Here is a 24516-nt window from a genome sequence, read left to right as displayed (position 1 = left end):
GGAAGACCATGCAAGTTCATGTGAACAGCAACCATATCGAAGGCAGCGCACGGCTACAGGAATGGGTGAGCGGATCCGTGGCGGATCGTCTGGAGCGTTACGAGGAGTTCCTGTCGCGAGTGGAAGTGCATATCAGCGACGAGAACGGCGGCAAGAGCGGCGCGGACGACAAGCGCTGCCAGATCGAGGCTCGCCCCAAGGGCCATCAGCCGCTGTCCGTTACTCACAAGGCTGAATCGCTGGAGCAGGCCATCGACGGCGCCGCCGAGAAAATGCGTCATGCTCTGGAACACCTAGTGGGCAAGTTGGAAAGCAAGCCGGTTGGTACTGGTCATCTGCATCAGCAGTTGGAAGGTGACGAGGAAAATGCCGATGCGTTGCTGCAGGAAGAGTTTCTGCAACGCCAGGAGGCATTGGGCAAGGAGTGAAAGCGGAGGCGCTCACCTTGTGTAGTGGCGCTTTTTAAAACTCTCCGTTGAACAAGAGGCGGGCCCTGCATCAGATCATCGATCTGATGCAGGGCCCGCTTTTTTGCGGCTATTTCAGCGCCGGTCAGGCGACCAGGCTACGACCGATGAAGTCCGGGGACGCCGTTTGGCGATAAGCCGAAATGGCTTCAGCCGCCAAACGCGGACTCACCTGCGCAGCATCAGCTGCCGGCGGAGTAATTTCACTCTGTACCCGCTGCCTGGCAAGGCTTTCTGCGGACAGTGGATTGAGCACTTCCTGGCGTTGCTCCTGAAGTGTCTCAAGCCGCTGCTCGCGTAGCTGCTCGTCCAGCTCCTGGGCTGCATCCTGACGTTGCTGGCGCACCTGAAGGGCACGTTCTTGTTGCTGCTCCTGCTGCGCGATACGCTCTTCACGTGTCTCTTGCAGGCGATCCTGACGTTCCTGATCGATACGCCGACGTTCCAGCAACTGCTCTTGTGCATCGTTCAGACGCTGCGCCGCAGGCGTCGCGCGATCCAGAGCGTTGGTCTGCAGCCCATTGTTGGTAGTGCCAATTGGCCGATAGCTGTACTGGCCGATATTCATGCCGTCGATGGAAAGGGGCATGAGTCACCTCCGTCTTTCGATTCGATAAATTCAGTCTAAGTCGAGCGAGCGGAAGGCTTTAGGCAGATATGTCATAACCCCAAGAACTGGATGGACTAGCACTTTTTTTGTAGGCAATTGTCGGCTTCAGCGGCGATCCTCGTGGTTTCGAACGAAAGACGCGTGGTTACTGGGCTGGGTTGGAATCGCCTGGATACGGCGCCTGGCAGGCACACTGGGCGTGCCAGGCGCTAATCGTTGGTCAACTCAGCCAGTTAATCGACGAACGGCTGCCTTCGCGCGCTTTCCCGGGCGGATTCCGGCTCACGACCTACTATGAACAGAGGCCTTGCCGGGATGCTGCGATCTTTGCGTGACAGGGGCATGGTCTTTCGCGCGATATCGCGCTGCACAGAACGAGGAAAGCGCCATGCAGCCATTCAGCTTCGCTACAGCCGCCCATCTCATCTGCGAGCCCGGAGCCGTCCAGCGGCTTGTGCCGTTATGCCAGGCTTGGGGCGCGCGCTCCATAGCGCTGGTGACCGATGCCGGTGTTGCCCGGCAGGATTTCTTCGAAGATGTACGCAGCGCCTTTGCCAAGGGCGGCGTCGCGCTGCACGTGTTCGACGGGGTGCTGGCGGGTGCGCCGGAAGCCGTGGTCGGCAATGCCACACAGTTCGCCAAGGACGCCCAGGCCGAGCTGGTGATCGGCTTTGGCGGCGGCAGCTCGTTGGATGTAGCCAAGTTGGTCGCGCAGCTGGCGCATCCCGATTGCCGGCAGACGCTGGGCGATCTTTACGGCATCGACAAAGCAGCGGGGCATCGCTTGCCGCTGATTCAGGTGCCGACCACGGCTGGTAGCGGCTCCGAAGTGACGCCCATCGCCGTGATGACCACCCAGCATGCTACCCGGGTCGCGGTGGTGTCGGCGCGCCTGTTGCCGGACCTGGCACTGCTCGATGCCGAACTCACCCTGCAGTTGCCGGCGCCGGTCACCGCGGCCTGCGGCATGTTGGCCATGGGACACGCCGTCGAGGCCTATACCGGCGCGCGGCGCAAGAATCCGCTGTCCGACATGCTGGCGCGCGAAGCGCTGAGCCTGCTCGGTGCCAACCTGGACGAGGCCGTACACAATGGCGGCAATCGTGAGGCCCGCCAGGCCATGCTGCTGGGCGCCTGCCTGGCCGGGCAGGCTTATGCCAACGCGCCGCTGGCGGCGGTGCATGCGTTGGCTTATCCGCTGGGCGGACATTGCCAGGTGCCCCATGGTGTCAGCACGGCGGTGCTGCTGCCCCATGTGCTGGGCTTCAACGCCTCGGTGGCCGCGCCGCTCTACGAGGAATTGGCACCGCTGTTGTTAGGCGAGCGCCTGCGCAGCGGCGATGCCACGGATCACACCGAGCAATTCATCATCGAGCTGGCCGACCTTAGCGAGCGCAGCGGTTTACCCGCGCGCCTACGTGATATAGGCGTCGAGCAGGATTTGCTGCCGCGTCTGGCCGCCGACGCCATGCTGCATGACCGTCTGCTGGTCAACAATCCGCGAGAAATGACTCAGGCCCAAGCGCTGGCCATCTATCAGGTCGCATATTAACCGGGCGCAGTTGTCACTTTGGCAGGAGGCCGGCACCATGCCGGCTTGCGTTCTCATGCGAGGTGGCAACCCATGCAACAGTCGCAGCACCTGCGCGAGCATTATCTTCACTTCCAGCCGATCACCACGCGGTGGCACGACAACGACCTGTATGGCCACGTCAACAATGTCACCTACTACAGCTATTTCGACACGGCGGTGAATACCTATCTGATCGAATCAGGTGGTTTGGATATCCATCGCGGCGAGGTCGTGGGCTTCGTGGTGAGTTCAAGCTGCGATTACTTCGAGTCGATCGCTTTCCCCGAGCGCGTGGAGGTCGGCCTGCGGGTTGGCAAACTGGGCAACAGTTCGGTGCGGTATGAGCTCGCGGTGTTTCGCGAAGGGCAGATGCAGGCCTGCGCGGCGGGGCGTTTCGTGCATGTCTTCGTGGATCGCCAGAGCAACCAGCCGGTGTCGATTCCCCATGCATTGCGCCAGGCGATGGAGGTTTTGCTGGTGGCCTGAACGATCAAGGGCGCCGAGGCGCCCTTGATGCTGACTGGATGATCAACGGTGACGATGTTTGTGATGGCGCTTGTGGTGCTTTTTGCCGTGCCGATGGCCGTTGTCGCGATAGCGGGATTCATGGCGGTTGCTGTCCGCCACTTCGTTGGCCAAGGCACCACCGGCAGCGCCGCCCAGGCCGGCGCCAATGGTCGAGCCGGTACTGCCGCCGAACTGATTGCCCAACACCGAGCCGCCTGCTGCGCCCAGGCCACCGCCCAGCGCTGCCTCGGTCTTGTTGCGTGAGCTGATGGCACCACCGGCGGCGCCACCCAGGCCCGCGCCTATTGCAGCGCCCGTGCTACCTCCCAGTTGCTGGCCGACGATATTGCCCAGCGCGCCGCCGACTCCGCTGCCAATGGCAGTCTTGGTGGTATCGGCATAGGCCAGGGGAGAAATCATTGCACTGAAGGCCAGTGCGCTAAGGAATGTACGCATCGCGTAACCCTCGAAGATGACCCTTGCGGGCGTAGCCCATGGCTCTGCCATGGTTCCAGCGGCCACCGTGCAGTGCCGGTGACATCTCCTTAGAGCGGGCGCGCAGAGGAAATTCCCGAGAGGGGAATTAAAGATACGAGTATGAATGTATCAAGATGTGTTTTCGAGCGTTGCACTGATGCGTGCTGTTGTCCGGAAAGTGCCTAGAACAGCGATCTCGACGCCTTGATCGAGAACCAGCCCTCACACTCGGTGTTGTGCCCCGAATAGGCCGAGCAGGCCTCTCCACTCAGGCTCGAATCCGAGTACGAGAAATCGAAGTCGATACCTTTCCACGGGCGTGAGAGGCTCAGCGACCAGTCGTTGAACGAGCTGACCGTACCGCCGCCGGAAATCTGTTTGGGGTTGTCGAGCAGATGGTTGCCGTAACGCACGATTACCGCCATGCCCAGTAACTTCACGCGGCCGAGGTCGGCCAGCACGGTGCTGTTGAAACGGTTCGGGTCGTTGCTGAAGGAGAAACCGAAGCGGCGCGCGTCGTAGGTCAGGCCCGCGTACAGGTCCTGGCTGTCGAGGTGCGTATAGCCCGGGTGGCTGTAGCGGATGGTGCCGACTTCATAGCCGAGCGAGTCGACGAAGTGCCGGCGATAGCCCACGTAGCTGTTGAGTTCCATGCGGCTGCCCGGGCTGATACCCAGGTTGGGCGACCATTGGCCAAGGTACCAGCCACTGGGGTGGCTCAGGTCGAGCCCGCCGTGAAAGGCACCGCCACTCTCGGGCTTGACCAGCCCCTGCGCCATGCTGCGGCTTGGCGTGGTGCCCAGATTGAGTTCGTAGTCGCCCAGCTCACGCTCCATGATCGCTGCCTGGGCGTGGATGCTCAACAGAGCCGCCCCTAGCAGGACGACAGATGGAAACCGCATGGTATTCCCTCCCGTTGCAGGCCGATGACAGCGGAGCCAGGCGGCTTTTTCAGAAGCCTGGTAGTCAGTGGCACGGTTGTCGCTCGTTTGGCAGAAACCCGAAGGGCCACATCGTGGCTTGGGCGCAACTACGCGCTTCGATTGAGCGCTTCTGGACACGTTAACCGAGGCGGATAACGGCAAAGGGACATCAGAGGGTGATTTGAGGCGATAAGTGCCGTATTTCCGACGAACTGCAGTCTGATCGTTGGCGGGCGGGGAGATGCCCTGCCGCCTCGGGCGAGGTACCCGAGGCGGCAGGGCAATGGCGTCCTTAGAGCCTGTTCAAAGCCTTATCTGCGCATGAAGCGGCAACTACGAGGCAGAAGCGGACATCGTTGCTTCACCTGTGGGAACGGGCCATGCCCGTGATTTTTCGCGGGCATGGCCCGCTCCCACAGATAATCACCAGTCCATCCTACGAAACCGATCGGCCGCTCCCGCCCCACTTAGCCGCCAAAGTCGCCGAACCTGAGCTTAAAGATTATGAACAGGCTCTTAGACGATGCGCGCGGTTTGCTGCGCAGCGTGCAGGCGAATGGCGACGAACTTGGAGGTCGGCGTGTGGCTGCCCAGGCCGACGCTCTGCAGCGGCACCAGCGGGTTGGCTTCCGGGTAGTAGGCGGCCGCCTGGCCGGCCGGAATATCGAAGGCCAGCAGGGTGAAGCCGACTACCTTGCGCTCGACGCCGTCGTCCCACAGCGAAGTGATGTCCACTTTCTGCCCCGGCTTGTAGCCCAGGCGGGTGATATCGGCTTCGTTGACGAACAGCACGTCACGTTGGCCACGAACGCCGCGGTAACGGTCATCGAGGCCATAGATGGTGGTGTTGTACTGGTCGTGGGAACGCATGGTCTGCAGGATCAGGTCCGGCGTCTGGCCGCTATTGCGCACTTGGGGTGGCAGCAGATCGGCCATCAACGCGTTGGATTTGAAGTTGGCCTTGCCGGTGGTGGTCTTCCACTGGCGCGCGCCAGCCGAGTTGCCCAGGTAGAAACCGCCTGGGTGCTGCACGCGGGTGTTGAAGTCCTGGAAGCCGGGAATGGTGTCGGCGATCAGATCGCGGATGCGGTCGTAGTCGGCGATCATCGCATCCCAATCGACGGGGTGGTTGCCCAGGGTGGCCTTGGCGATGCCGGCGACGATGGCCGGCTCCGAGCGCATGTCCTTGGACAGCGGGTCCAGCTGGCCGTTGGACGCGTGGATCATGCTGAACGAGTCTTCCACGGTGATCGCTTGCGGGCCGGTGGCCTGGATGTCGATATCGGTACGGCCCAGGCAAGGCAGAATCAGCGCATCCTTACCGGTGGTGAGATGGCTGCGGTTGAGCTTGGTGCTGATCTGCACGGTCAGGTCGCAATTCTGCAGCGCCTGGTGGGTACGCGGGCTGTCCGGCGTGGCCTGGGCGAAGTTGCCGCCCAGGGCGATGAACACCTTGGCCTGGCCATCGACCATGGCGTTGATCGCTTCCACAGTGTTGTGGCCGTTGTCGCGCGGCACCTTGAACTGGAAGCGCTTCTCGATATTGTCGAGCAGCAGCACCGGCGGGCGATCGTTGATGCCCATGGTACGGTCGCCCTGCACGTTGCTGTGACCGCGAACCGGGCACAGGCCGGCGCCGGAACGACCGAGGTTGCCGCGCAGCAGTTGCAGGTTGACGATTTCCTGGATGGTGGCCACCGAGTGGATGTGCTGGGTGATGCCCATCGCCCAGCACATGATCACTTTCTCGGCGCGGCGGTACATCAGCGCCGCCTGCTCGATTTCGTCGAGGGTCAGGCCGGACTGCTCGACCAGCGACTCCCACGAGGTTTCGTCGAGTACGGCGAGGTAGGCATCGACACCATCGGTGTGTTCGGCGATGAAGGCATGGTCGAAGACCGGCTTCTCGCCCTTGGCGACGGCTTCGCGCTCCCACTGCAACAGGAACTTGGCAATGCCACGCAGCGCCGCCATGTCGCCACCCAGAGCCGGGCGGAAGAAGGCGGTGTTGAGCGGCTCGGAACCATTGGTGAGCATTTCCAGGGCGTGCTGCGGATGCTGGAAGCGCTCCAGGCCACGCTCCTTGAGCGGGTTGAAGGCGACGACCTGAGCGCCGCGCTTGACCGCCTCACGCAGCGGCTCGAGCATACGCGGGTGGTTGGTGCCCGGGTTCTGGCCGAGCACGAAGATCGCGTCGGCATGTTCGAAGTCGGCGAAGGTCACGCTGCCTTTGCCGATGCCGACGCTCTGGATCAGCGCCACGCCGCTGGCTTCGTGGCACATGTTCGAGCAATCGGGGAAGTTGTTGGTGCCATAGGCGCGCACGAACAGCTGGTAAAGGAACGCAGCTTCGTTGCTGGCGCGACCCGAGGTGTAGAACTCGGCCTGGTTGGGGGTCTCGAGGTTCTTCAGGTGCTTGGCGATGAGGCTGAAGGCGTCATCCCAGGAGGTCGGCACGTAGCGGTCAGTGGCCGCGTCGTAACGCATCGGCTCGGTCAGGCGGCCCTGATATTCCAGCCAGTAGTCGCTTTGCTCGCGCAACTGGCTGACGGAGTACTTGGAAAAGAACTTGGCGTCGACCCGGCGCTTGGTGGCTTCCCAGTTCACCGCCTTGGCGCCGTTCTCGCAGAACTTGATGCGACCGTCTTCCGGCGAGTCGCCCCACGCGCAGCCGGGGCAGTCGAAGCCACCGTTCTGGTTGGTCTTGAGCAGTGCGCGTAGGTTCTTGAATGGCTGTTTGCTGTCCAGCCAGAACTGGGTGACGCTGATCAGCGCACCCCAACCGGCGGCAGCGCCTTTGTAAGGTTTGTAACGCGGGTTAACGGGTTGCAGGCTCATGGCTGTTCTTCTCTTGCAGGCGGCGCGGGGCTGTAGACCCGTGGCGCACTGTGGTGGGGCAAATGAATCAGGTTGAGATTGTGCCGGCGCGCCCATTGCACGGTCAGGGCGGTCGGGGCCGACAGGCTGACCAGGTTGCCGATGCCGGCTCTGACCGCCTTGTGAATCAACTCCAGGCTGCAGCGGCTGGTCACCACCGCGAAGCCCCGGCGCACATCGTGCTTCTCGCGCAGCAGGGCGCCGATCAGCTTGTCCAGCGCATTGTGCCGACCGATGTCTTCCCGGCAGGCGCGGATCTCTCCGCTGGCGTCGACATATAGCGCGGCGTGCAGGGCGCCGCTGCGGCGAGCCAGATCCTGTACGGCGGCGATACGTTCGCGCAGATCGATAAGATGCGTGGCCTCGGGCAGCTCGGCCTGGTCCAGGGTCGCCAGCTGCGGCAGTGCCTGGTCGAGCGCTTCCACGCCGCACAGGCCGCAACCGCTGGTGCCAGCCAGTTGCCTGCGCTGCTGCTTCATCGCCCAGAAGGCGCGGCTGCTGATCTCTACCTCGGCGCTGATGGCTGGGCCGAAATGCTGCACTCGAATGTCATAAATATCGTCGATGGAGTCGACGACGGCGCTGCTCAGGCTGAACCCGACGATGAAATCTTCAACAGCGGTTGGCGACACCATCATCACGGCATGGCTGATGCCGTTGTAACTGATAGCCAGCGCACTCTCCTGGGCCAATACGGCTGAGCCCTCGGCTGCAGGATTGCCCAGCTCGGCATAGGCGTAGCCTTCCGCCTCCTGGGCGACAGGCTGGGTACGGCTGGCAACGGCGGAAATCTCGGCTGACCGGGGCACGGCAAGCTCCCCTGCGGCGGATTGACACAGAGAAGCCTAGGCGTTTGCCAGGAAAGCGTCTAATCGCTGTTGTCAATGCCGTGATCGATGCTGTTTATCGGTTGTGCTGGAAATGCTCTGTGACCCGGTTTGCAGCGCAGCCAGCCGCTCACCCCTCGCCCTGCAAATGCTCAAGAATCGTCTGCAGCTTCTGCATATTGAGCGCGTCTATGTCGATGATGTGATAACCCGCCCAGGACGGCTGGCCGATTGCACCCTCACGACTCCACAAACAGTCGGCGGTAAAACGCACCTCGTCCATGTCTTCGCCGACCAGTTTGCATTCCACCAGCGTATCGGCAGATTGCGGGGCCATGCTGCACAGCATGAAGCCTTCGCTGGACAGGTCGGCGATTCGACCCAGATACGATTCGCTTTGCTGATCATGGACCTCGAGCCGCGAAGTCGACTGATAACGAGGATGCTGGCGACGATCTTCCATTGGTGGCCCTCAGAACCTGTTCAACGTCTCGTGTGCGCATGAAGCGGCAACGACGATGCGATAGCAACCGTTTGCCGCTCCCACAAATACTCCACCGCTGGTCGCTCCCGCCGCTTCACAGTCGAAGTCGACGAACCTGGGCTCGAAGATTATGAACGAGTCCTCAGGTGGTTCGTCCGGTCAGTTGCTGGAGCACACGATAGACGGCGTGTAGCGCGCGGTCGACCATCGGCGCCGAGCGGTCGGGTTTGCTGCGGCGTGCGGTGCCCTGCTGCATTTCCTCGGCGAGCTGATCCATCGACTTGACCGCGGCCCTTTGGCCGTTACGGTCCACGAACATGTAGTTGTGGGTCGTGGGGCTGTACCAGGACAGCTTCAGGGTCTGCCGCTTGCCACCCAGGATGAAATCGAACCAGGTGCCGAACTCGAGTTTCTCCAGCTCGCTAACCAGGCTTGGGTCGGCGTGGCGCTGAGCTTTGCGTGACGTGGCGAGCAGCGCTGCTTCGTCGCTCAGCAGGGCGCCCAGTGGATTGGGGCTCGGCGGCAAGCTCAGCTTCGAGGCAAGCTGGGGTTGCCCGGCCTGTACGGCGTGCTGGCAGGCGACCAGGTCTTGCAGCAGGCGGCGTACGTCGTCTTCGTGGTAGCCGCCGAGCAGCATCAGGCCATTGCGCAACTCATCGAGCATATCGACGCGCAGGCGCTGCAGGCGATCACGCTGCGCGGCGTCTAGCGCAGTGGCGCTCCAGGCCAGGCTCTCTGCTGTTTCGCAGGCGCGCTGCCATTCCTGGCTGGAGGCGCCGTGGCGCAGTTGGATGAACACCAGGACGTCGATCCAGGTGCGCTCGAGAAACTGCCGGATGATTGGCGGTGGCGAGCGCTTGGCCAGCGCCTGGGCGATCGCCTGGGCGGCACTGTGACGAGCCCCTAGCAGCTTGTCGCGACCCTTGGCCGTCTCCACGGCGCGGCGCTCCTGAAGCTCTACGCGCTGGGTTATACCGCGGGTAAACTCTTCGAACTCGCCGAGCAGCATCTCGAACAGGCGCAAGTCGCCGCTGAAATGCTGGACGACCTGGCGCACCACCCATTGCACCTTGGCCAACAAACCATAGGTGTCATCCTGGGCACCGTACAACACGCCGGCCTGGGCCATGGCGTTGATCAGCCGGCGCGCCGGGTGATGGGGCTGGCTGAACAGTGCGCGATCGAGCAGCGCCACCTTCAGGCAGGGCGTATGCAGGTGGGAGAGGGCGACCTTGTAGGGTTGCGGCAGGTTTTCGTCATCGAGGATGAAGTCGAAGATCATTCCTACCAGATCGATGATGTCGGTTTCCTGGCCGCCCACGCGGTGTTGCTGGGGCGCTTCATTATGACTGGCCAGTTGGCGATGCAGGTCGGTCTTCAGGTCGGTGACGTGCAGTGGGCGACCCGGATGCTGGGTGAGTTCGACGGCGGAGGCCTGTTGCAGCCTATTCAGTGCTTCGAGCAGTTCGCCCGCTTCATAGGTGCGCTTGGCGTCCTGCGGCGCGAAACTGGCCATGCTCGGCGAGCCATTGAGCGGGCCGATGGCGTGTTGCTGTTTACGGTATTCGGCCAGCAACCTGTCGAGCCCGGCGGCCAGGTGCTCGGCATCGACGGGCGGGCTCGCGGTCAGGTCGATCGGTCCCGGCGAGCGGCGAGTCTCGGTGAAGCTGCTCGCGGATGGGCTGCTGGGTGACGGCTGCGCAGTACGTGCAGGGGCGAATTTCAGATTGGGCAGCACGCCGGCTTCGATCAGGCGGGTATTGAGTGCCTCATAGAGTGCGTCCAGCCCCTGCATCAATTGCTTGTCGAACAGGCCATAGAGCACCAGTTTGATTCGCAGCGGCAATTCGCTCGGTTGCAGGGCCGTCAGCAAGGCCTGAGCAATCGTCTTCGGGGAAAGCGGATTGATCTCCGCCGGCACGGGCTGGCCGTTGTTGAGCAGGGCCAGGCGCTTGTTCAGGGCGAACAGGGCTGGCGCGCAGCGCGTCTGGACTCGCTGCGCCATGTTGGTGACCTGCAACGCTTCCTCGTAGGCCTCGTTGTCGATCAGCGCCAGGTCTTCGGCTGGAACGTCCGTGGGCTGGCTGGCGACCAGTTTGCCGTCGAGGAAATCGGCGATGCCTTTGGAAATGCTCAGGTGATAGTGGCGTTCGATCTGCGGCCGCAGCCTGCGCACTTCGCGCATGCTGTCGAAGAACATGGCCTGGACCTGATTGTTCTCCGCCTGCTCGGCACATTGAAAGAGGGTGTCGTCGACCTGGGCGAAGGTGCGTGTCAGATGATCCGCCAGGTGATTGAGCACTAGCTTTCGACAGCTCTGCCCCAGCTCGCCGAAGCGCGGCTGAATGCCTCTGCTCGCCAATGTGCTCGGCGTGCTGGCGGAAGAAGGCGGCTTGCCCTGAATGCTCATCTGAGATCCTGAATAAGGCCCGGTGCGGTGCGCCAGGCTGTGCAGGTGTGCCTCGAAGTTAAATCAAATGACTACCTGTTCGCAAAGCATTGTCATAAAAGCAATTTAGGGGGTTGACAGCGGTTTGCGAAACCGTAAAATGGCGCGCCTCTGCAGCGGCAACGCAAACAGAGAAAAGAAAGAGCATAGTTCCGCGATAGCTCAGTCGGTAGAGCAAATGACTGTTAATCATTGGGTCCCTGGTTCGAGTCCAGGTCGCGGAGCCAATCTTTCCTCGGGGTGTAGCGCAGTCCGGTAGCGCGCCTGCTTTGGGAGCAGGATGTCAGGAGTTCGAATCCCCTCACCCCGACCATATTCGGGTCGTTAGCTCAGTTGGTAGAGCAGTTGGCTTTTAACCAATTGGTCGTAGGTTCGAATCCTACACGACCCACCATTTCAAGCACTGCTTGAGTAAAGAACCCGCCAAAAGGCGGGTTTTTTGCTTTCCGGGCTCTGGTTTGTATTTTCCGCGCACCACTGCGGAGCTCCGCTGGCGGTGGTTTTCACCCACGCGGCCTGACAGTCCCTGCGTGGTAGGAGGGGGCGGCGTGCCTCTGTGGGAGCGCGCCAGGCGCGCGAGATCGCGGGCGTGGCCCGCTCCCACAAGTTTGCAGTTGTTGGGCGGCGCAGGTGAAAGCCATCAATCACCGACGCCTTCGCCGCGTGGCTCGATCAGCAGCGTGCCATTCTCTCCGTCAGGGCGCCGAGCTGCTCCTCGGCAGCCTCCCGAGTTAATGCAGCTTCAGGCGCGGGTCGGTGCTGCGACCGATGCGGTCGCTGAGCATCAGCAGCAGCGTGCGGAAGGGGCCGTACAGGGCCATCTGGTGCATGCGATACAGCGAGATGTAGAACATCCGCGCCAACCAGCCCTCCAGTTTCACGCTGCCCATCAGGTTGCCCATTAGATTGCCGACGGCGCTGAAGCTCGACAGCGAAATGAGCGAGCCGTAATCCTTGTAGGTGTAGTTCGGCAGCGGCTGGTCCTGCAGGCGCAGGGCAAGCGATTTGACCAGCAGCGAAGCCTGCTGGTGTGCGGCCTGGGCGCGCGGTGGCACGTTACGCTCGCTGCCGTCACCCATCGGGCAGGCGGCGCAGTCACCAAAGGCGAAGATGTTTTCGTCGCGCGTGGTCTGCAAGGTGCCGGTGACGACCAGCTGATTGATGCGGTTGCTCTCCAGGCCATCCAGATCCTTGAGAAAGGCTGGCGCGCGAATACCGGCTGCCCAGACCTTGAGGCTGGCAGGGATGGTTTCGCCGTTGGCCAGCACCAGCCCCTCGGCGGTGACCTCTTTCACCGCCGCTCCAGTCATCACGTTCACGCCGAGTTTTTGCAGGGTCTTGTGCACGGGCGCGCTGATGCGTTCCGGCAGGGCAGGCAGCACCCGCGGCCCGGCTTCGACCAGGCTGATGCGCATGTTTTCCGGGCGGATACGATCCAGGCCGTAAGCCGCCAGTTCACGTGCGGCATGGTGCAGCTCGGCTGCCAGTTCGACGCCGGTGGCGCCGGCGCCGACAATGGCGACGCTGACCTGATCGTTGTCGCCGTTGCCCGCGTGCGCGCGCAGGTAGTGGCTGAGCAGTTTGCGATGGAAGCGCTCGGCCTGCTCGCGGGTGTCGAGGAAGATGCAATGGTTGGCCGCGCCCTCGGTGCCGAAGTCGTTGGTGGTACTGCCCACCGCGATCACCAGTGTGTCGTAGGGTAATTCACGGGCGGGCACCAATTCACGGTTGTCCTCGTCCAGGGTGGCGGCCAGCTGAATGGTCTTGCGTTCGCGATCCAGTCCGCTCATGCGCCCGAGCTGGAATTCGAAGTGGTTCCACTTGGCCTGGGCCACATAGTTCAGCTCGTTCTCCGTGGAGTTCAGCGAACCAGCGGCCACTTCATGCAGCAGCGGCTTCCAGATGTGGGTGAGGTTGGCATCGGCCAGGGTGATCTGCGCCTTACCGCGCTTACCGAGCTTTTGGCCCAGGCGGGTAGCCAACTCCAGGCCGCCGGCGCCGCCGCCGACAATGACGATTCGATGGGTCATGGTGAGTCTCACAAGGCTAGGAAATCGGTGGCGAGTCCGGGCGAGCGGTGCTCCAGCGCCGGGCGACTCATGTGCCAATCCGCTCAGGCGGGTGCCTGCGCGTCGGAAATCGGGTTGTGCTGCATCGAGGCTGCGTGCGTTGCGTCAACTCATCGACAGAAAGCCTGCCGCCTGGGTTCAATTCGTCGGCGACAGGTTGCATGCATTCTAACAGCGTGCTGCGCAATCAGCGTGCGACGGCATTACTATTCGAAGTGTTCCAGCGGTTCGACCTCGAGCCTGTCGTTCAGGCGAATGATGCCGCTATGGATCACCCGTGCGGTGATCCCGCCATGGCCGCGCACGGCTTGAAAGGTACCAAGGCCCAGACGCTGTTCCAGCTTGGCGCAGGGCTGGCACCAGCCGGTGGTCTCCAGGACCGCCTGGCCGATGCGAAAGCGTCGGCCCTTGAGGCTGAACAGATTGATGCCGCTGATGGCGATATTGCGCCTGAGATCCTCGGGCTTTATCGCGTGCTCAGCGTCGCGGCCGAGCAGAGCGCTGATCACGGCCAGGTGCTCCCACTGGATCAGCGTGACCTGGCGTGCATTGCGCGGGCCGGGGCGCGCATGATCGCCGGTCAGGCCCGCTTCGCGACGCGCCTCGACCGCGTCGAGAATCTGCATGTCGGCGAGCCGTTCGGGCCGTACGCCGATCCAGCGCACTTGGCCCTGCTGCGGCACGGCAGCGATAAGTGCCTGGAGCGGGCTGGCTGGGTGGGCGTCAGGCCTCAAGGTGTGGTTCCGCCGTCACGCTGGACAAGGAGCGGCGGCTCAGTGCCGGCTGGGCGGCAGGTCATCGGAGAACAGATCGTCCTCGAGCGGATTGCCGGGAATCGCGTGCTCTTCCGATGCCCAGGCGCCCAGGTCGATCAGCTTGCAGCGCTCGGAGCAGAAAGGCCGGCTCGGGCTCTGTGGGCCCCATTCCACGGGGGCAGCGCAGGTGGGGCAGGCGACGAGAGTAGGTGTGGTCATGGTTGGCCTCCTTTCAAGGTCAGGTAAAAGGCGTGCAGGCGTTCGACCTCCTGTTCGACCCAGGCCAGGTCGCGGTCGTTGACCAGTATGTCATCGGCATGGCTCAGGCGTGTCTGGCGGGTAGCCTGGGCCGCCATGATGGCTTGCACCTGTTCGGCAGACAACCGATCACGCTGCATGGTGCGCTCGATCTGCAACCGCTCGGGCACATCGACCACCAGAACGCGCTGCGCCAGTTTGTACTGGCCGGATTCGATCAGCAGGGGCGAGACCGTGATGGCGTAGGGTGACTTGGCGTTGGCCAGGAACTGTGCGGTTTCTGCGGCGATCATTGGATGCAGCAATCTTTCCAGCCAACTGCGCTCGGCGGGTGATTGAAATATCAGCTCGCGCAGCGCCGAGCGGTTCAATTGCCCGTCTGCTTGCAGCACCTGGTTGCCAAAGTGCTCGGCAATGGCCGCCAGGGCAGGGCGGTCCGGCTCGACGACCCAGCGAGCGGCCTGGTCCGAGTCGATCAAATCGACGCCCAGCGCGGCAAATTGCGCGGCAACGGCACTTTTGCCACTGCCGATACCGCCGGTAAGCCCGAGCGTCCAGGGTTTCATGGTCAGTTGCCCCTCAGAAAATCAGGGGCGGATTGTAAAGGAGCCAAGAGAGTGTGGCGAATCAGTCGGTGGTAGCCTGGGTTGAACGAAGCGATACCCGGGGCAGTTGGGACGCCTTAGTTGAAACCGGCGAATTGCAAGTAACCCTCGGTAATCTGCTTGCCCCAGAGCAGCGCAATAAAGCCTGCAATGGCCAGGTAAGGGCCAAAGGGAATCGGCGTGCTGGTGCTGGCATCACGCAGGCGCAGCATGATCACCCCGAGCACGGCGCCGACCACCGAAGACAGCAGAATGGTCAACGGCAGAATCTGCCAGCCACCCCAGGCGCCGAGCATTGCCAGCAGCTTGAAGTCGCCATAACCCATGCCTTCTTTGCCGGTCACCAGCTTGAACAGCCAGAACACCGACCAGAGGCTCAGGTAGCCCGCAACGGCGCCCCACAAGGCGTCTTCCTGGCTGGTGAACAGCCCAAAATTATTGGCGATCAAACCCAGCCACAGCAGCGGCAATACCAGCGCGTCCGGCAGCAACTGATGGTCGGCATCGATCAGGCTCATCGCCAACAGCCCCCAGGCCAACACGAGCATGCCGGCTGCTTGCCAGCCAAAGCCGAAGTGCCAAGCGACGTAGGCTGAAATCAGGCCGCAGGCGAGTTCGACCAGCGGATAGCGCAGACTGATCTTAGTCTTGCAGCCGGCGCACTTGCCGCGCAGGAACAGGTAGCTGATGACGGGGATGTTTTCCCACGGGCGAATTTCATGCTGGCAGTGCGGGCAACTGGAGTGGGGGAGTACCAGATTGTAGGTTTCCCCGGCAGGCTCAGGGGGTAGTTCCAGCACTTCCCGGGCCTGGATTCGCCAGTCGCGCAGCATCATTTTTGGCAAGCGGTGGATCACTACGTTTAGGAAGCTGCCGACCAGCAGGCCGATGATCAGCGCGCAGAAAACAAAGGCCGGCGTATTGCCGGCCAGGAAGTCGATTACGGTCATGGGTTAGACGACGGAGCCCAGTTGGAAGATTGGCAGGTACATGGCGATGATCAGGCCACCGACCAATACACCCAGTACGGACATGATCAGCGGCTCCATTAGCGCCGTCAGGCCGTCTACGGCGTTATCCACTTCGGCCTCGTAATAGCTGGCCACCTTATCGAGCATGGAGTCCAGCGCACCGGACTCCTCACCAATCGCGGTCATTTGAACGGCCATGGCTGGGAAGGCATTGGTCGAGCGCATGGAAAAGTTCAATTGCATGCCGCTGGTGACATCCTGCTTGACCTTGGCCACGGCATTGCGGAACACCACGTTGCCGGTCGCGCCAGCAACCGAGTCCAGTGCCTCGACCAGCGGCACGCCCGCGGCGAAGGTCGTTGATAGTGTGCGCGCATAACGGGCAACGGCAGCCTTGTAAACGATGTTGCCAACGATAGGGGTCTTGAGGATGGTGCGATCCAGCGTATCTCGGAATTTCTCCGAACGTTTTTGAGCCTGCGTGAAAGCGTAGCCCGCGCCTACCATTGCAATGAGGAAAATAAACCACCATTCCTGCAGACCTTCGGATATGCCAATAACAAACAGCGTAAAGGCCGGTAGTTCGGCACCAAAGTTAGCAAAAACCTCCTTGAACTGCGGCACTACCTTGATAAGCAAGATGCACGACACGATGACCGCCACCGCGATGACGGCAATCGGGTAGTTCATGGCTTTCTTGATCTTGGCCTTGAGTGCTTCCGTTTTCTCTTTATAAGTGGCGACCCGGTCAAGCAGGTTCTCCAGTGCACCGGATTGCTCGCCGGCGTCAACCAGGTTGCAGAACAAATCGTCGAAATACTGGGGTTTGGTACGCAGCGCGGCAGCAAAGCTGTTACCTGCCGCCACATGCTGCTTGAGCTCGTCTACCAGCTTGCGCATAGCGGGCTTTTCCACACCGTCGGCAATGATGTCGAACGACTGCAGCAGCGGCACGCCGGCCTTCATCATGGTAGCCATCTGGCGAGCGAACAGAGCGATATCCAGCGGCTTGATCTTCTTACCTGTGCCGCTCAGGCTCATGCCCTTCTTGCGCACCTTGGTCGGGTTGATGCCTTGCTTGCGCAAATGCGCCTTGACCAGCGCTGGATTCTGGCCGTTGAGCTCGCCTTTGACGATGCTGCCCTTGCGATCCTTGCCTTCCCACACGAAGGTGCTGGTCTTGGGCGCTTTTGCTGCTGCTGCCATGGTTAATCCTTGGTCACGCGGTTGACTTCCTCAAGGCTGGTCACGCCTTGCATGGCCTTCACAAGGGCCGAGGTGCGCAGGTCGTTAAAGCCGTCTTTGCGCATTTGCGCGGCAATATCGATGGAATTGCCTTCCTCCATGATAATCCGCTGCAGGCTCGGCGTGTTTTTAACCACTTCATAAATACCGACACGGCCTTTGTAACCGTTCTTGCAATTTTCACAGCCAACCGGGCCGTAGATCTTGAAGCTGCCGATCTTGTCTTCCGGGAAGCCTTCCTCTAGCAATGCTTCGCGCGGGATATCGACTTCCTTTTTGCAGGACGAACACAGCTTGCGCGCCAGGCGCTGGGCAATGATCAGGTTCACCGAGGTGGCGATGTTGAAGGACGGTACGCCCATATTACGCAAGCGGGTCAGGGTCTCCGCGGCGCTATTGGTGTGCAGGGTCGACATCACCATATGGCCGGTCTGCGCGGCCTTGATGGCAATGGACGCAGTATCCAGGTCGCGAATCTCACCGACCATGATGATGTCCGGATCCTGACGCAGAAACGCCCGTAGCGCCTGGGTAAAGTCCATGCCCTGCTTGGGATTGACGTTGACCTGGTTGATGCCTTCCAGGTTGATTTCCACCGGGTCTTCGGCCGTGGAAATATTTACGTCGGGCGTATTAAGGATATTAAGGCCGGTATAAAGAGATACCGTCTTGCCCGAGCCCGTCGGGCCGGTTACCAAGATCATCCCCTGAGGCTGCTTGAGGGCGTTGAGGTACAACTCCTTCTGATCTTCCTCATAACCCAGGGCGTCGATACCCATTTGCGCACTGGAAGAATCGAGGATACGCATCACGATCTTTTCGCCCCACAGCGTTGGCAGGGTGTTGACGCGGAAATCGATGGATTTGCTCTTGGAAATCTTCATTTTGATGCGGCCGTCCTGCGGCTTGCGCCGCTCGGAGATATCCAGGCCGGCCATGACCTTCAAACGCGCGGAAATGCGAGGTGCTAGCTGGATGGGCGGACGCGCCGTCTCGTGCAGGATGCCATCGGTACGGAAACGTACGCGGTATGCTCGCTCATAGGGTTCGAAGTGCAAATCCGAGGAGCCGCCCTTAATGGCGTCGAGCAGCATCTTGTTAACGAAGCGCACCACCGGGGCGTCATCGGCATCCTGACCGCCGTCCGGCTTCTTGTCGTCGTCGACGCTTTCGGTTTCCAGGCCGTCCAGGTCTACATCGCCCATGTCCTCTAGTCCGGTATGCCCGGTATCGAAAAACTTCTCGATGGCGTCGCCAAGCTTGTCGTCCTCGACCAGAAGCGCTTCGGTAGAAAGGCCGGTGCTGAACTGAATATCAGTGACCACTTGGTGGTTAGAGGGGTCTGAAATCCCCACGAACAGCTTGTTACCTCGGCGCCACAGCGGCAGCGCGCGGTGCTGACGCACAAGCTTTTCGCTGACCAGGTCTTTCGGCTGGCTTTCCTTGTCCAAGGCGCTCAGATCGAAATAGGCAATGCCGAACTGATCCGCGGTCAGCTCTGCTAGGGCGCGGCTCTTAACCAGTTTGTTCTGTGCTAGGTAATGCACTAAGGAAAGTTTGTTGCGCTTGGCTTGCACCTGAGCCTGTTGAGCGGCCTTTTCATCCAGCAGCTCGGCCAGCACCACCTGCTTGGCCAGGCCGGAAAGGGGAATGTTTTCGCTCATGGGCACCTCAGCATCAATAGATGGGGGCGTTATAGCGTAGATGTTTGTAGCTGCCAAATTGCGAGTAACGAGGTGACAAAAAATGTCACAAGGTGCGCATCAATGTGTTCGGCTGAGGGCGTGCTTTAGGAGGTGCCCGGTGATTCTGTGAGGATGTTGGCAGTAAGTGAGGTAGAAGGCAGGAATTCTGTATTTGGCACGGCTTCTGCTTGGTGATGGACAGGCTTGTCTGCCTGAACTTAACTACTGGAGAGTCCCATGAAAGCTCAAATGCAAAAAGGCTTTACGCTGATCGAACTGATGATCGTTGTTGCGATCATCGGCATCTTGGCTGCTATCGCTATCCCGCAATATCAGAACTATACCGCTCGCTCCCAAGCCGCTGAAGCTGTGACACTCTTGGGTGGGCTCAAAACGCCGGTGGTTGAGGGGATAAGCAACTCTGGAATCAGCTCCTGTAGTACTGCAGCTGCTAGCGGTACCGGCGCTAACGCCACGCCTGCTGGTGCGCTGAATGGTCTGACGCTCACTGGCCAGTATGTCAACACCGTTGTTGCTTCAACCGTTAACAGCACAAACTGCCAACTTGAAGCCACTTTCAAGACCACTAATGTTAATTCGCTGATTAGTGGCAAGAAAGTACTCTTCACTTATGCGCCGGCCACCGGTGCTTGGACCTGCACCAGCGACCTTGATGACAAGGTTCGCCCTAGCAACTGCGCAAAAATCTAATTGTTTGTGACGTATGGCAGGTACCCATAATCCGTATCGCGGTACTGCGGATTGAATTTGATTCGCAGACGGATCAGATGAAGTCGTAATCCCTCGTTTGCCGCGAACCTGCTGTATCGTGAGCTTTAACTGAACGCCCCGCCTCGCGCGGGGCGTTTTACTGTCTGGATTTCTCGGTGCTTCCGTCATGGCGACGGACTACGCCTTGCGGTTTTTGCTACACACGATATGGCTGCTCATTCAGATGAATTGTGGGTTCATCAAATACCTCGAGTCTGCCATAGCAACTGCAGCAGCTAAGCTTCGCCAAACCACGCCAGAAAAAAACTGAACCAAAAAAACCTCCCCCTTTCCACTGGCTATTGCTGAATAGATGTTTCAAAAGGCTTCGCTTTAGCTGGCTGTAATGAACTGGGTGGAGAGTTCCCGCATGACTATGGAAGACGGCCGTCGGCCCCTACTTATTAATCTGACTGCACTGGTGGTGCTACTATTTGGGCTGGTGATTGCCGGCGGGGGCGGGTATCTCGCGACACTGGGCGGGTCGTGGTACTACCTCGTGGCCGGCATCGGCCTGATTATCGTGGCGGGCCTGCTGTTTGCACAGCGGCGAATGGCTGTTGGTATCTACGGCCTCCTCCTTCTAGGCACCCTCACCTGGACCCTCTACGAAGTCCGCTTCGACTGGTGGCAACTGGCGCCGCGGATCGATCTGTGGTGCATCCTTGGCCTCTGGCTGTTCCTGCCTTTCGTCAATCGGCACGTCGGCCGCAACGGTGTCTGGCGTGACGGCGCGACCGGGGTTCTGGGCGTGGGGCTTTTGGCCGGTGCGGCGATGGCCGGTTATTCGCTGACCCAGGATTACCATTCCATCGATGGCGAATTCAGCGACGCGCAGATGCAGGGCGAGGCGGCTGGTGGTGTTGTGCAGCGCTCGTCGAGCGAGTGGCCGGCCTATGGGGGCTCCAAGCAGAGCGATCGTTACTCGAGCGCTGATCTGGTCACCCCCGAGAATGCCGGCAAGCTGGAGAAGGTCTGGGAGTTTCATACCGGGGATCTGCCGGGTGAGGGCGATCCTCATGAGCTGACCAATCAGGTCACTCCGCTGAAGGTCGGTAATACGCTGTTCATCTGTACGCCCCACAGCGTGGCGATCGCGCTGGATGCGGACACGGGCGAGGAGCGCTGGCGGTTCGATCCGAGCATCAATCGCGATGCCGAGTACTACCAGCATATGACCTGCCGTGGTCTGGCCTATCACGATGGTGCCGCTGCCGCGGCTGTCGCCAATGCGGCAGAACAACCCGATCAGCCCGCCGCCCGCTGTGAAAAGCGCCTGTTCCTGCCGACCAACGACGGCACCCTGATGGCGCTGAATGTCGAGGACGGTCAGCCGTGCGAAGACTTCGGCGATGCCGGCACGGTGGATCTCAAGGCCGGGCTGGGTGAGGGCGCACTGGGCGTCTTTCTGCCGACCTCGCCGCCTGTTGTGACCAGCAAGCTGGTGATCCAGGGCGGGTCGATAACCGATAACGGTTCGGTGGATTCTCCCGGCGGCGTGATTCGCGCTTATGACGCGAAGACCGGCGAGCTGGTGTGGAATTTCGATCCGGGCAGCCCGGACGCCACCGAGCCTTTGGCGCCAGGCAAGACCTATGTACGCAGCACGCCCAACGTCTGGACGATTCCCACCGCCGACGAGGCGTTGGGGCTGGTGTATTTGCCGATGGGCAACCAGACCCCCGATCAGTGGTCCATCCCTCGTGGCGAACTGGCCGAACGCTTCACGGCCACCCTGGTTGCGCTGGATCTGGCGACCGGCAAGGTGCGCTGGGAGTTTCAGACCGTGCACCACGATCTCTGGGACCGCGATCTGCCATCGCAGCCGACCCTGGTGGATATCGACGGCGCGCAGGGCAAGGTGCCGGCCATCATCCAGGCGACCAAACGGGGTGATCTGTACGTGCTCGACCGGCGTACCGGCGAGCCCATCGTGCCGGTCAACGAAATGCCGGTGCCGCAAGGCACCGACTACGGCGACACCACTGCAGCCACTCAGCCAACTTCGGCGCTGAGCTACGCGCCCCAGGAGCCGCTGCGTGAGCGCGATATGTGGGGCGGTACGCCGATCGACCAGATGCTCTGCCGCATCCAGTTTCGCAAGCTGCGCTACGAGGGCGATTTCACCCCGCCGTCGCAACAAGGCTCATTGATCTATCCAGGTAACGTCGGCGTGTTCAACTGGCCTTCAGTGGCGGTGGATCCGAACCGCCAGTTGCTATTCGGCGCGCCGAACTATCTGGCGTTCATCTCGCAGATGGTCAAGCGCACCGAGGTCGAGTCCGAGGAGCGTCGCGGTGGCGGTGAAACCGGCTTGCAGCCCAATCTGGGAGCGCCTTACATGGTGCGCCTGGAACCGTTCCTGTCGGTGCTCGGTTTGCCATGCCAGTCACCGCCCTGGGGCTATGTGACGGCCGTCGATCTGCGCACCATGAAAAAGGTATGGATGCACAAGAACGGCACCAGCCGTGACAGCGCGCCGCTGGGCCTGCCGTTTCCGGTCGGTACGCCAGCACTTGGCGGGCCGATCGTTACCGCTGGTGGGGTGGCCTTCATGAGCGGCACGCTGGACTACTACCTGCGCGCCTATGATCTGAAGACCGGCAAAGAGTTGTGGAAAGGTCGCTTGCCGGCGGGCGGCCAGGCCACGCCGATGACCTACGTGTCGGAGAAGACCGGCAGGCAGTACGTGGTGCAGATGGCCGGCGGGCACGGTTCGTTCGGCACCAAGATCGGCGATTCGGTGACGGCCTGGGCGCTGCCTGAGGAGAAGCTGTAAGTGAAGGCAGCGCGCTATGGCGGATTCGGTTCGATCCATAGCCTGGGTTAGCTGAGGGCTTAAAGCGGGGCAAAGCCCGTAGCTCGCTGTTTACCGCGAACCCGCGGTATCAGGTACCACATCGAACGCCCCGCCTTGCGCGGGGCGTTTTGCTTTCTGGGATTCGTGTTGTGGATTATGCGGGGATTACGCCTTCGGCTAATACGTCCTAAGATTTATGAAATCTATTGAGCCAGTACTGCGGACGCCTCCGCTCATGTGCGATAGCCAGGATTTGAACGTTGCCAGTCTGTTCACGATAGATAATGGACAAAGGAAAACGCTGGAGCGGAGCCTTGCGAATATCTGGCGTAAGTTCCACTTGCCATGCTCTCGGGGCGTCACTGATCAACCGGGCAAGTGTTTCGAATTCACGTATCAAGGTGCCGCCAAGTCCTGCAACCCTAGATTCGTAGTAACCCACCGACTCCAGGAGTTCGGCCTCCGCCGCAGGGTGAAACGAATAGCTCATCCGAGCAGTGCTCGAGCTTTTCTCATGACTTCTTCACTTGGCACCGCCCGAGCCGAGCCATTGTCCAGCTCTTTGGCTCTGAGCTGCGCCTCTGCCAGCCAGTCTGCCCGCAGTTCTTCCTCCGTGGGCGTGTCGAGACTGAGCACCAGGCGCTGGATCAGATCGGCCCGCTCCTTTCTAGAAAGGTGCAGAGCTTCGTTTTCAATTTTCTGGATGTCCATGGGGCAGTCCTGCTCTTGCGTGACGTTGGGATTCTGGCATGGAAGACAGGTGTGTGCCATGACTGCACGCTGATCGTGTGCTGCTGAAACACCAGCGCGCTATGGCCGATTCAATTCGATCCGTAACCCGGATTAGCCAAAGGCCTAATCCGGCGAAAAGCTCGTAGTCAGCCGTCTACCGCAAGCCCGCTGTATCGAGAGCTAGCACTGAACGCCCCGCCTCGTGCGAGGCGTTTTGCTGCCTGGGTTTGGGGATGTTGCGAGTAGTACGGCGGTTGACGCCCTCGACTGATACGCCCGCCAAGGCTGGGTTACACTTGCTTGCTCAGCAGGAGGGCATATGAACCAACAGGCCGTGATTGATTTGCTATGTGCACGACTCGAGGGTGTATTGGCTATTTATGCGTTCGGCAGCCGCATTCGAGGCGAGGCGAATGAGCATAGCGATCTGGATCTCGCCGTATTGGTAGAAGGATACGCAGAGCCTGTGGCGCTATGGCGCCTGGCTGGGGAGCTTGAGGACGTTGTGGGTTGCCCCGTGGACCTGTTGGATTTACGCAAGGCTTCGACGGTGATGCAGCAGCAGGTGATCGTGCATGGCGAGCGTTGGTGGGCCAGGGACGAGCGGGCAGGTTTGTTCGAGTGTGCCATGCTCAGCGAGAAGCTGGATTTGGATGCAGCCAGAGCGCCGCTGTTGCGCATTATCGAGCAGGAGGGGCGGGTATGTGGCCGATGATGTTTTGCTCAACAAGGCGGCAAGTATCGAGCGATGTGTCAGGCGGGCACGCGAGGAGTACGAACGTGACCCTTCTACTTTCGGTACGGACGTTACCCGTCAGGACGCTGCCATTCTGAATATTCAGCGTGCCTGTGAGGCTGCGCTGGACATGGGCCAGCATCTGATTCGTCGTGAGCGCTTGGGCATACCGCAGAGCGCCCGAGATGTGTTCGGCTTATTGGCCGAGCATGGTTGGATTGCTGTGGCGCTCGCCGATGCGCTGAAGAGGATGGTCGGATATCGCAATATTGCGGTGCATGAATATCAGGCGTTGCAGTTGCCAATTACCATCGCGGTGATTACTGGTCACCTGGATGAATTCCTGGACTACTCCCAGGCAATTCTTCTGCGCGACGCCGCTCGTTGATCTAAGAACCTGTTCATGATCTTTCGGCCCAGGTTCGCCAATTTTGGCCGCTAAGTGGTGGGGGCGGCCGTTCACTGATCCACTGTGGGAGCGCGCCATGCGCGCGAAAAATCGGGGGCATGGACTGGGCGTCCCCGCCCGCTCCCACAGATACTGCGCTGATGAGCGCTCCCGCCTTGTAGTTGCCGCTTCAGGCGCATGAAGATCGTGAACAGGTTCTAAAGCCGTGTGGTTATCGCGGCATGCCTCACTTCAAGCCTGATCAAGGCATGACGGATAACCCGTAGGATGGATTAGCCGAAGGCGT

At 60.9% G+C, this 24516-nt stretch carries 23 protein-coding genes and 3 tRNA genes; 10 read left to right on the top strand and 16 right to left on the bottom strand.

What is annotated here, in order from left to right:
* Window positions 1–8 precede the first annotated feature (8 nt).
* Complete coding sequence (locus tag BVH03_RS10700) at window positions 9–428, top strand: HPF/RaiA family ribosome-associated protein (protein WP_075961132.1); 420 nt, start codon at window positions 9–11, stop codon at window positions 426–428.
* A gap of 124 nt (window positions 429–552) precedes the next feature.
* Here the strand turns inward: BVH03_RS10700 and BVH03_RS10695 are convergent, their stop codons facing one another.
* On the bottom strand, window positions 553–1056 hold the full coding sequence (locus tag BVH03_RS10695) for a hypothetical protein (protein ID WP_075961131.1): 504 nt from the start codon (window positions 1054–1056) through the stop codon (window positions 553–555).
* A gap of 409 nt (window positions 1057–1465) precedes the next feature.
* Here BVH03_RS10695 and BVH03_RS10690 point away from each other — a divergent pair, with 409 nt between their 5' ends.
* Both BVH03_RS10690 and BVH03_RS10685 read left to right on the top strand, forming a co-directional pair.
* Window positions 1466–2629, top strand: a complete 1164-nt coding sequence (locus tag BVH03_RS10690) for an iron-containing alcohol dehydrogenase (RefSeq protein WP_075961130.1) — start codon at window positions 1466–1468, stop codon at window positions 2627–2629.
* A gap of 72 nt (window positions 2630–2701) precedes the next feature.
* On the top strand, window positions 2702–3136 hold the full coding sequence (locus tag BVH03_RS10685) for a thioesterase family protein (RefSeq protein ID WP_075961129.1): 435 nt from the start codon (window positions 2702–2704) through the stop codon (window positions 3134–3136).
* A 42-nt stretch (window positions 3137–3178) separates the two neighbouring features.
* On the opposite strand, the gene BVH03_RS10680 is transcribed toward BVH03_RS10685, so the two are convergent.
* The 6 genes from BVH03_RS10680 to BVH03_RS10655 all read right to left on the bottom strand — a co-directional run bounded on the left by BVH03_RS10680 (window position 3179) and on the right by BVH03_RS10655 (window position 11155).
* Window positions 3179–3613 carry a glycine zipper domain-containing protein gene (locus tag BVH03_RS10680; protein WP_075928745.1) on the bottom strand — a complete coding sequence of 145 codons (435 nt, stop codon included), beginning with the start codon at window positions 3611–3613 and terminating at the stop codon, window positions 3179–3181.
* Between the two features lie 203 nt (window positions 3614–3816).
* Window positions 3817–4536, bottom strand: a complete 720-nt coding sequence (locus tag BVH03_RS10675) for a TorF family putative porin (RefSeq protein ID WP_075961128.1) — start codon at window positions 4534–4536, stop codon at window positions 3817–3819.
* A 537-nt stretch (window positions 4537–5073) separates the two neighbouring features.
* Window positions 5074–7395, bottom strand: a complete 2322-nt coding sequence (locus BVH03_RS10670) for an FdhF/YdeP family oxidoreductase (protein ID WP_075961127.1) — start codon at window positions 7393–7395, stop codon at window positions 5074–5076.
* On the bottom strand, window positions 7392–8243 hold the full coding sequence (gene fdhD / locus BVH03_RS10665; protein WP_256574673.1) for a formate dehydrogenase accessory sulfurtransferase FdhD: 852 nt from the start codon (window positions 8241–8243) through the stop codon (window positions 7392–7394). Before fdhD ends, BVH03_RS10670 begins: the two co-directional genes overlap by 4 nt.
* 148 nt (window positions 8244–8391) lie before the next feature.
* Window positions 8392–8724 carry a PilZ domain-containing protein gene (locus tag BVH03_RS10660; RefSeq protein WP_075961126.1) on the bottom strand — a complete coding sequence of 111 codons (333 nt, stop codon included), beginning with the start codon at window positions 8722–8724 and terminating at the stop codon, window positions 8392–8394.
* 163 nt (window positions 8725–8887) lie between these two features.
* Window positions 8888–11155 carry a DUF1631 domain-containing protein gene (locus tag BVH03_RS10655; protein WP_075961125.1) on the bottom strand — a complete coding sequence of 756 codons (2268 nt, stop codon included), beginning with the start codon at window positions 11153–11155 and terminating at the stop codon, window positions 8888–8890.
* A gap of 190 nt (window positions 11156–11345) precedes the next feature.
* Here BVH03_RS10655 and BVH03_RS10650 point away from each other — a divergent pair.
* From BVH03_RS10650 to BVH03_RS10640, 3 genes are all read left to right on the top strand, one after another.
* A tRNA-Asn gene (locus tag BVH03_RS10650) sits at window positions 11346–11421 on the top strand.
* A 9-nt stretch (window positions 11422–11430) separates the two neighbouring features.
* Window positions 11431–11507: transfer RNA gene (locus tag BVH03_RS10645), tRNA-Pro, on the top strand.
* Window positions 11508–11512: 5 nt separating this feature from the next.
* Window positions 11513–11588, top strand: a tRNA-Lys gene (locus BVH03_RS10640).
* A gap of 337 nt (window positions 11589–11925) precedes the next feature.
* On the opposite strand, the gene BVH03_RS10635 is transcribed toward BVH03_RS10640, so the two are convergent.
* The 7 genes from BVH03_RS10635 to pilB all read right to left on the bottom strand — a co-directional run bounded on the left by BVH03_RS10635 (window position 11926) and on the right by pilB (window position 18761).
* Window positions 11926–13224, bottom strand: a complete 1299-nt coding sequence (locus BVH03_RS10635) for an NAD(P)/FAD-dependent oxidoreductase (protein ID WP_075961124.1) — start codon at window positions 13222–13224, stop codon at window positions 11926–11928.
* A gap of 245 nt (window positions 13225–13469) precedes the next feature.
* A complete protein-coding gene (locus tag BVH03_RS10630; RefSeq protein WP_075961123.1) occupies window positions 13470–13997 on the bottom strand; it encodes an MOSC domain-containing protein in 528 nt (175 codons plus the stop codon).
* A 39-nt stretch (window positions 13998–14036) separates the two neighbouring features.
* On the bottom strand, window positions 14037–14237 hold the full coding sequence (gene yacG / locus BVH03_RS10625) for a DNA gyrase inhibitor YacG (RefSeq protein ID WP_070884463.1): 201 nt from the start codon (window positions 14235–14237) through the stop codon (window positions 14037–14039).
* Window positions 14234–14842: a dephospho-CoA kinase gene (coaE, locus tag BVH03_RS10620; RefSeq protein ID WP_075961122.1), complete on the bottom strand. Its 609-nt coding sequence runs from the start codon at window positions 14840–14842 to the stop codon at window positions 14234–14236. The genes yacG and coaE overlap by 4 nt, the downstream gene beginning before the upstream one ends.
* Before the next feature lie 116 nt (window positions 14843–14958).
* The gene (locus BVH03_RS10615; protein ID WP_075961121.1) at window positions 14959–15831 is read right to left on the bottom strand and encodes an A24 family peptidase; all 873 of its coding nucleotides are present in this window, start codon (window positions 15829–15831) and stop codon (window positions 14959–14961) included.
* A gap of 3 nt (window positions 15832–15834) precedes the next feature.
* A complete protein-coding gene (locus BVH03_RS10610) occupies window positions 15835–17058 on the bottom strand; it encodes a type II secretion system F family protein (RefSeq protein ID WP_075961120.1) in 1224 nt (407 codons plus the stop codon).
* A gap of 2 nt (window positions 17059–17060) precedes the next feature.
* Window positions 17061–18761 carry a type IV-A pilus assembly ATPase PilB gene (gene pilB / locus BVH03_RS10605; protein WP_075961119.1) on the bottom strand — a complete coding sequence of 567 codons (1701 nt, stop codon included), beginning with the start codon at window positions 18759–18761 and terminating at the stop codon, window positions 17061–17063.
* Between the two features lie 258 nt (window positions 18762–19019).
* On the opposite strand from pilB, the gene BVH03_RS10600 reads away from it, so the two are divergent.
* Together BVH03_RS10600 and BVH03_RS10595 are read left to right on the top strand one after the other, a co-directional pair.
* On the top strand, window positions 19020–19493 hold the full coding sequence (locus BVH03_RS10600; RefSeq protein ID WP_075961118.1) for a pilin: 474 nt from the start codon (window positions 19020–19022) through the stop codon (window positions 19491–19493).
* 430 nt (window positions 19494–19923) lie between these two features.
* A complete protein-coding gene (locus tag BVH03_RS10595; RefSeq protein ID WP_075961117.1) occupies window positions 19924–22332 on the top strand; it encodes a membrane-bound PQQ-dependent dehydrogenase, glucose/quinate/shikimate family in 2409 nt (802 codons plus the stop codon).
* Window positions 22333–22540: 208 nt separating this feature from the next.
* On the opposite strand, the gene BVH03_RS27210 is transcribed toward BVH03_RS10595, so the two are convergent.
* Complete coding sequence (locus tag BVH03_RS27210; protein ID WP_075961116.1) at window positions 22541–22843, bottom strand: type II toxin-antitoxin system RelE/ParE family toxin; 303 nt, start codon at window positions 22841–22843, stop codon at window positions 22541–22543.
* Window positions 22840–23064, bottom strand: coding sequence for an addiction module protein (locus tag BVH03_RS10585; protein ID WP_075961115.1), 225 nt, complete (start codon window positions 23062–23064; stop codon window positions 22840–22842). The genes BVH03_RS27210 and BVH03_RS10585 overlap by 4 nt, the downstream gene beginning before the upstream one ends.
* 340 nt (window positions 23065–23404) lie before the next feature.
* Between BVH03_RS10585 and BVH03_RS10580 the strand changes: the two genes are divergently transcribed.
* A complete protein-coding gene (locus BVH03_RS10580) occupies window positions 23405–23800 on the top strand; it encodes a nucleotidyltransferase domain-containing protein (protein WP_075961114.1) in 396 nt (131 codons plus the stop codon).
* On the top strand, window positions 23790–24209 hold the full coding sequence (locus BVH03_RS10575; protein WP_075961113.1) for a DUF86 domain-containing protein: 420 nt from the start codon (window positions 23790–23792) through the stop codon (window positions 24207–24209). Before BVH03_RS10580 ends, BVH03_RS10575 begins: the two co-directional genes overlap by 11 nt.
* Window positions 24210–24516: the final 307 nt, after the last annotated feature.

It is taken from the genome of Pseudomonas sp. PA15(2017) (assembly GCF_001945395.1).
GTDB lineage: Bacteria > Pseudomonadota > Gammaproteobacteria > Pseudomonadales > Pseudomonadaceae > Aquipseudomonas.
Note: the sequence above shows the minus strand (reverse complement) of the source record. Positions and strands in the feature narration are given on the sequence as shown.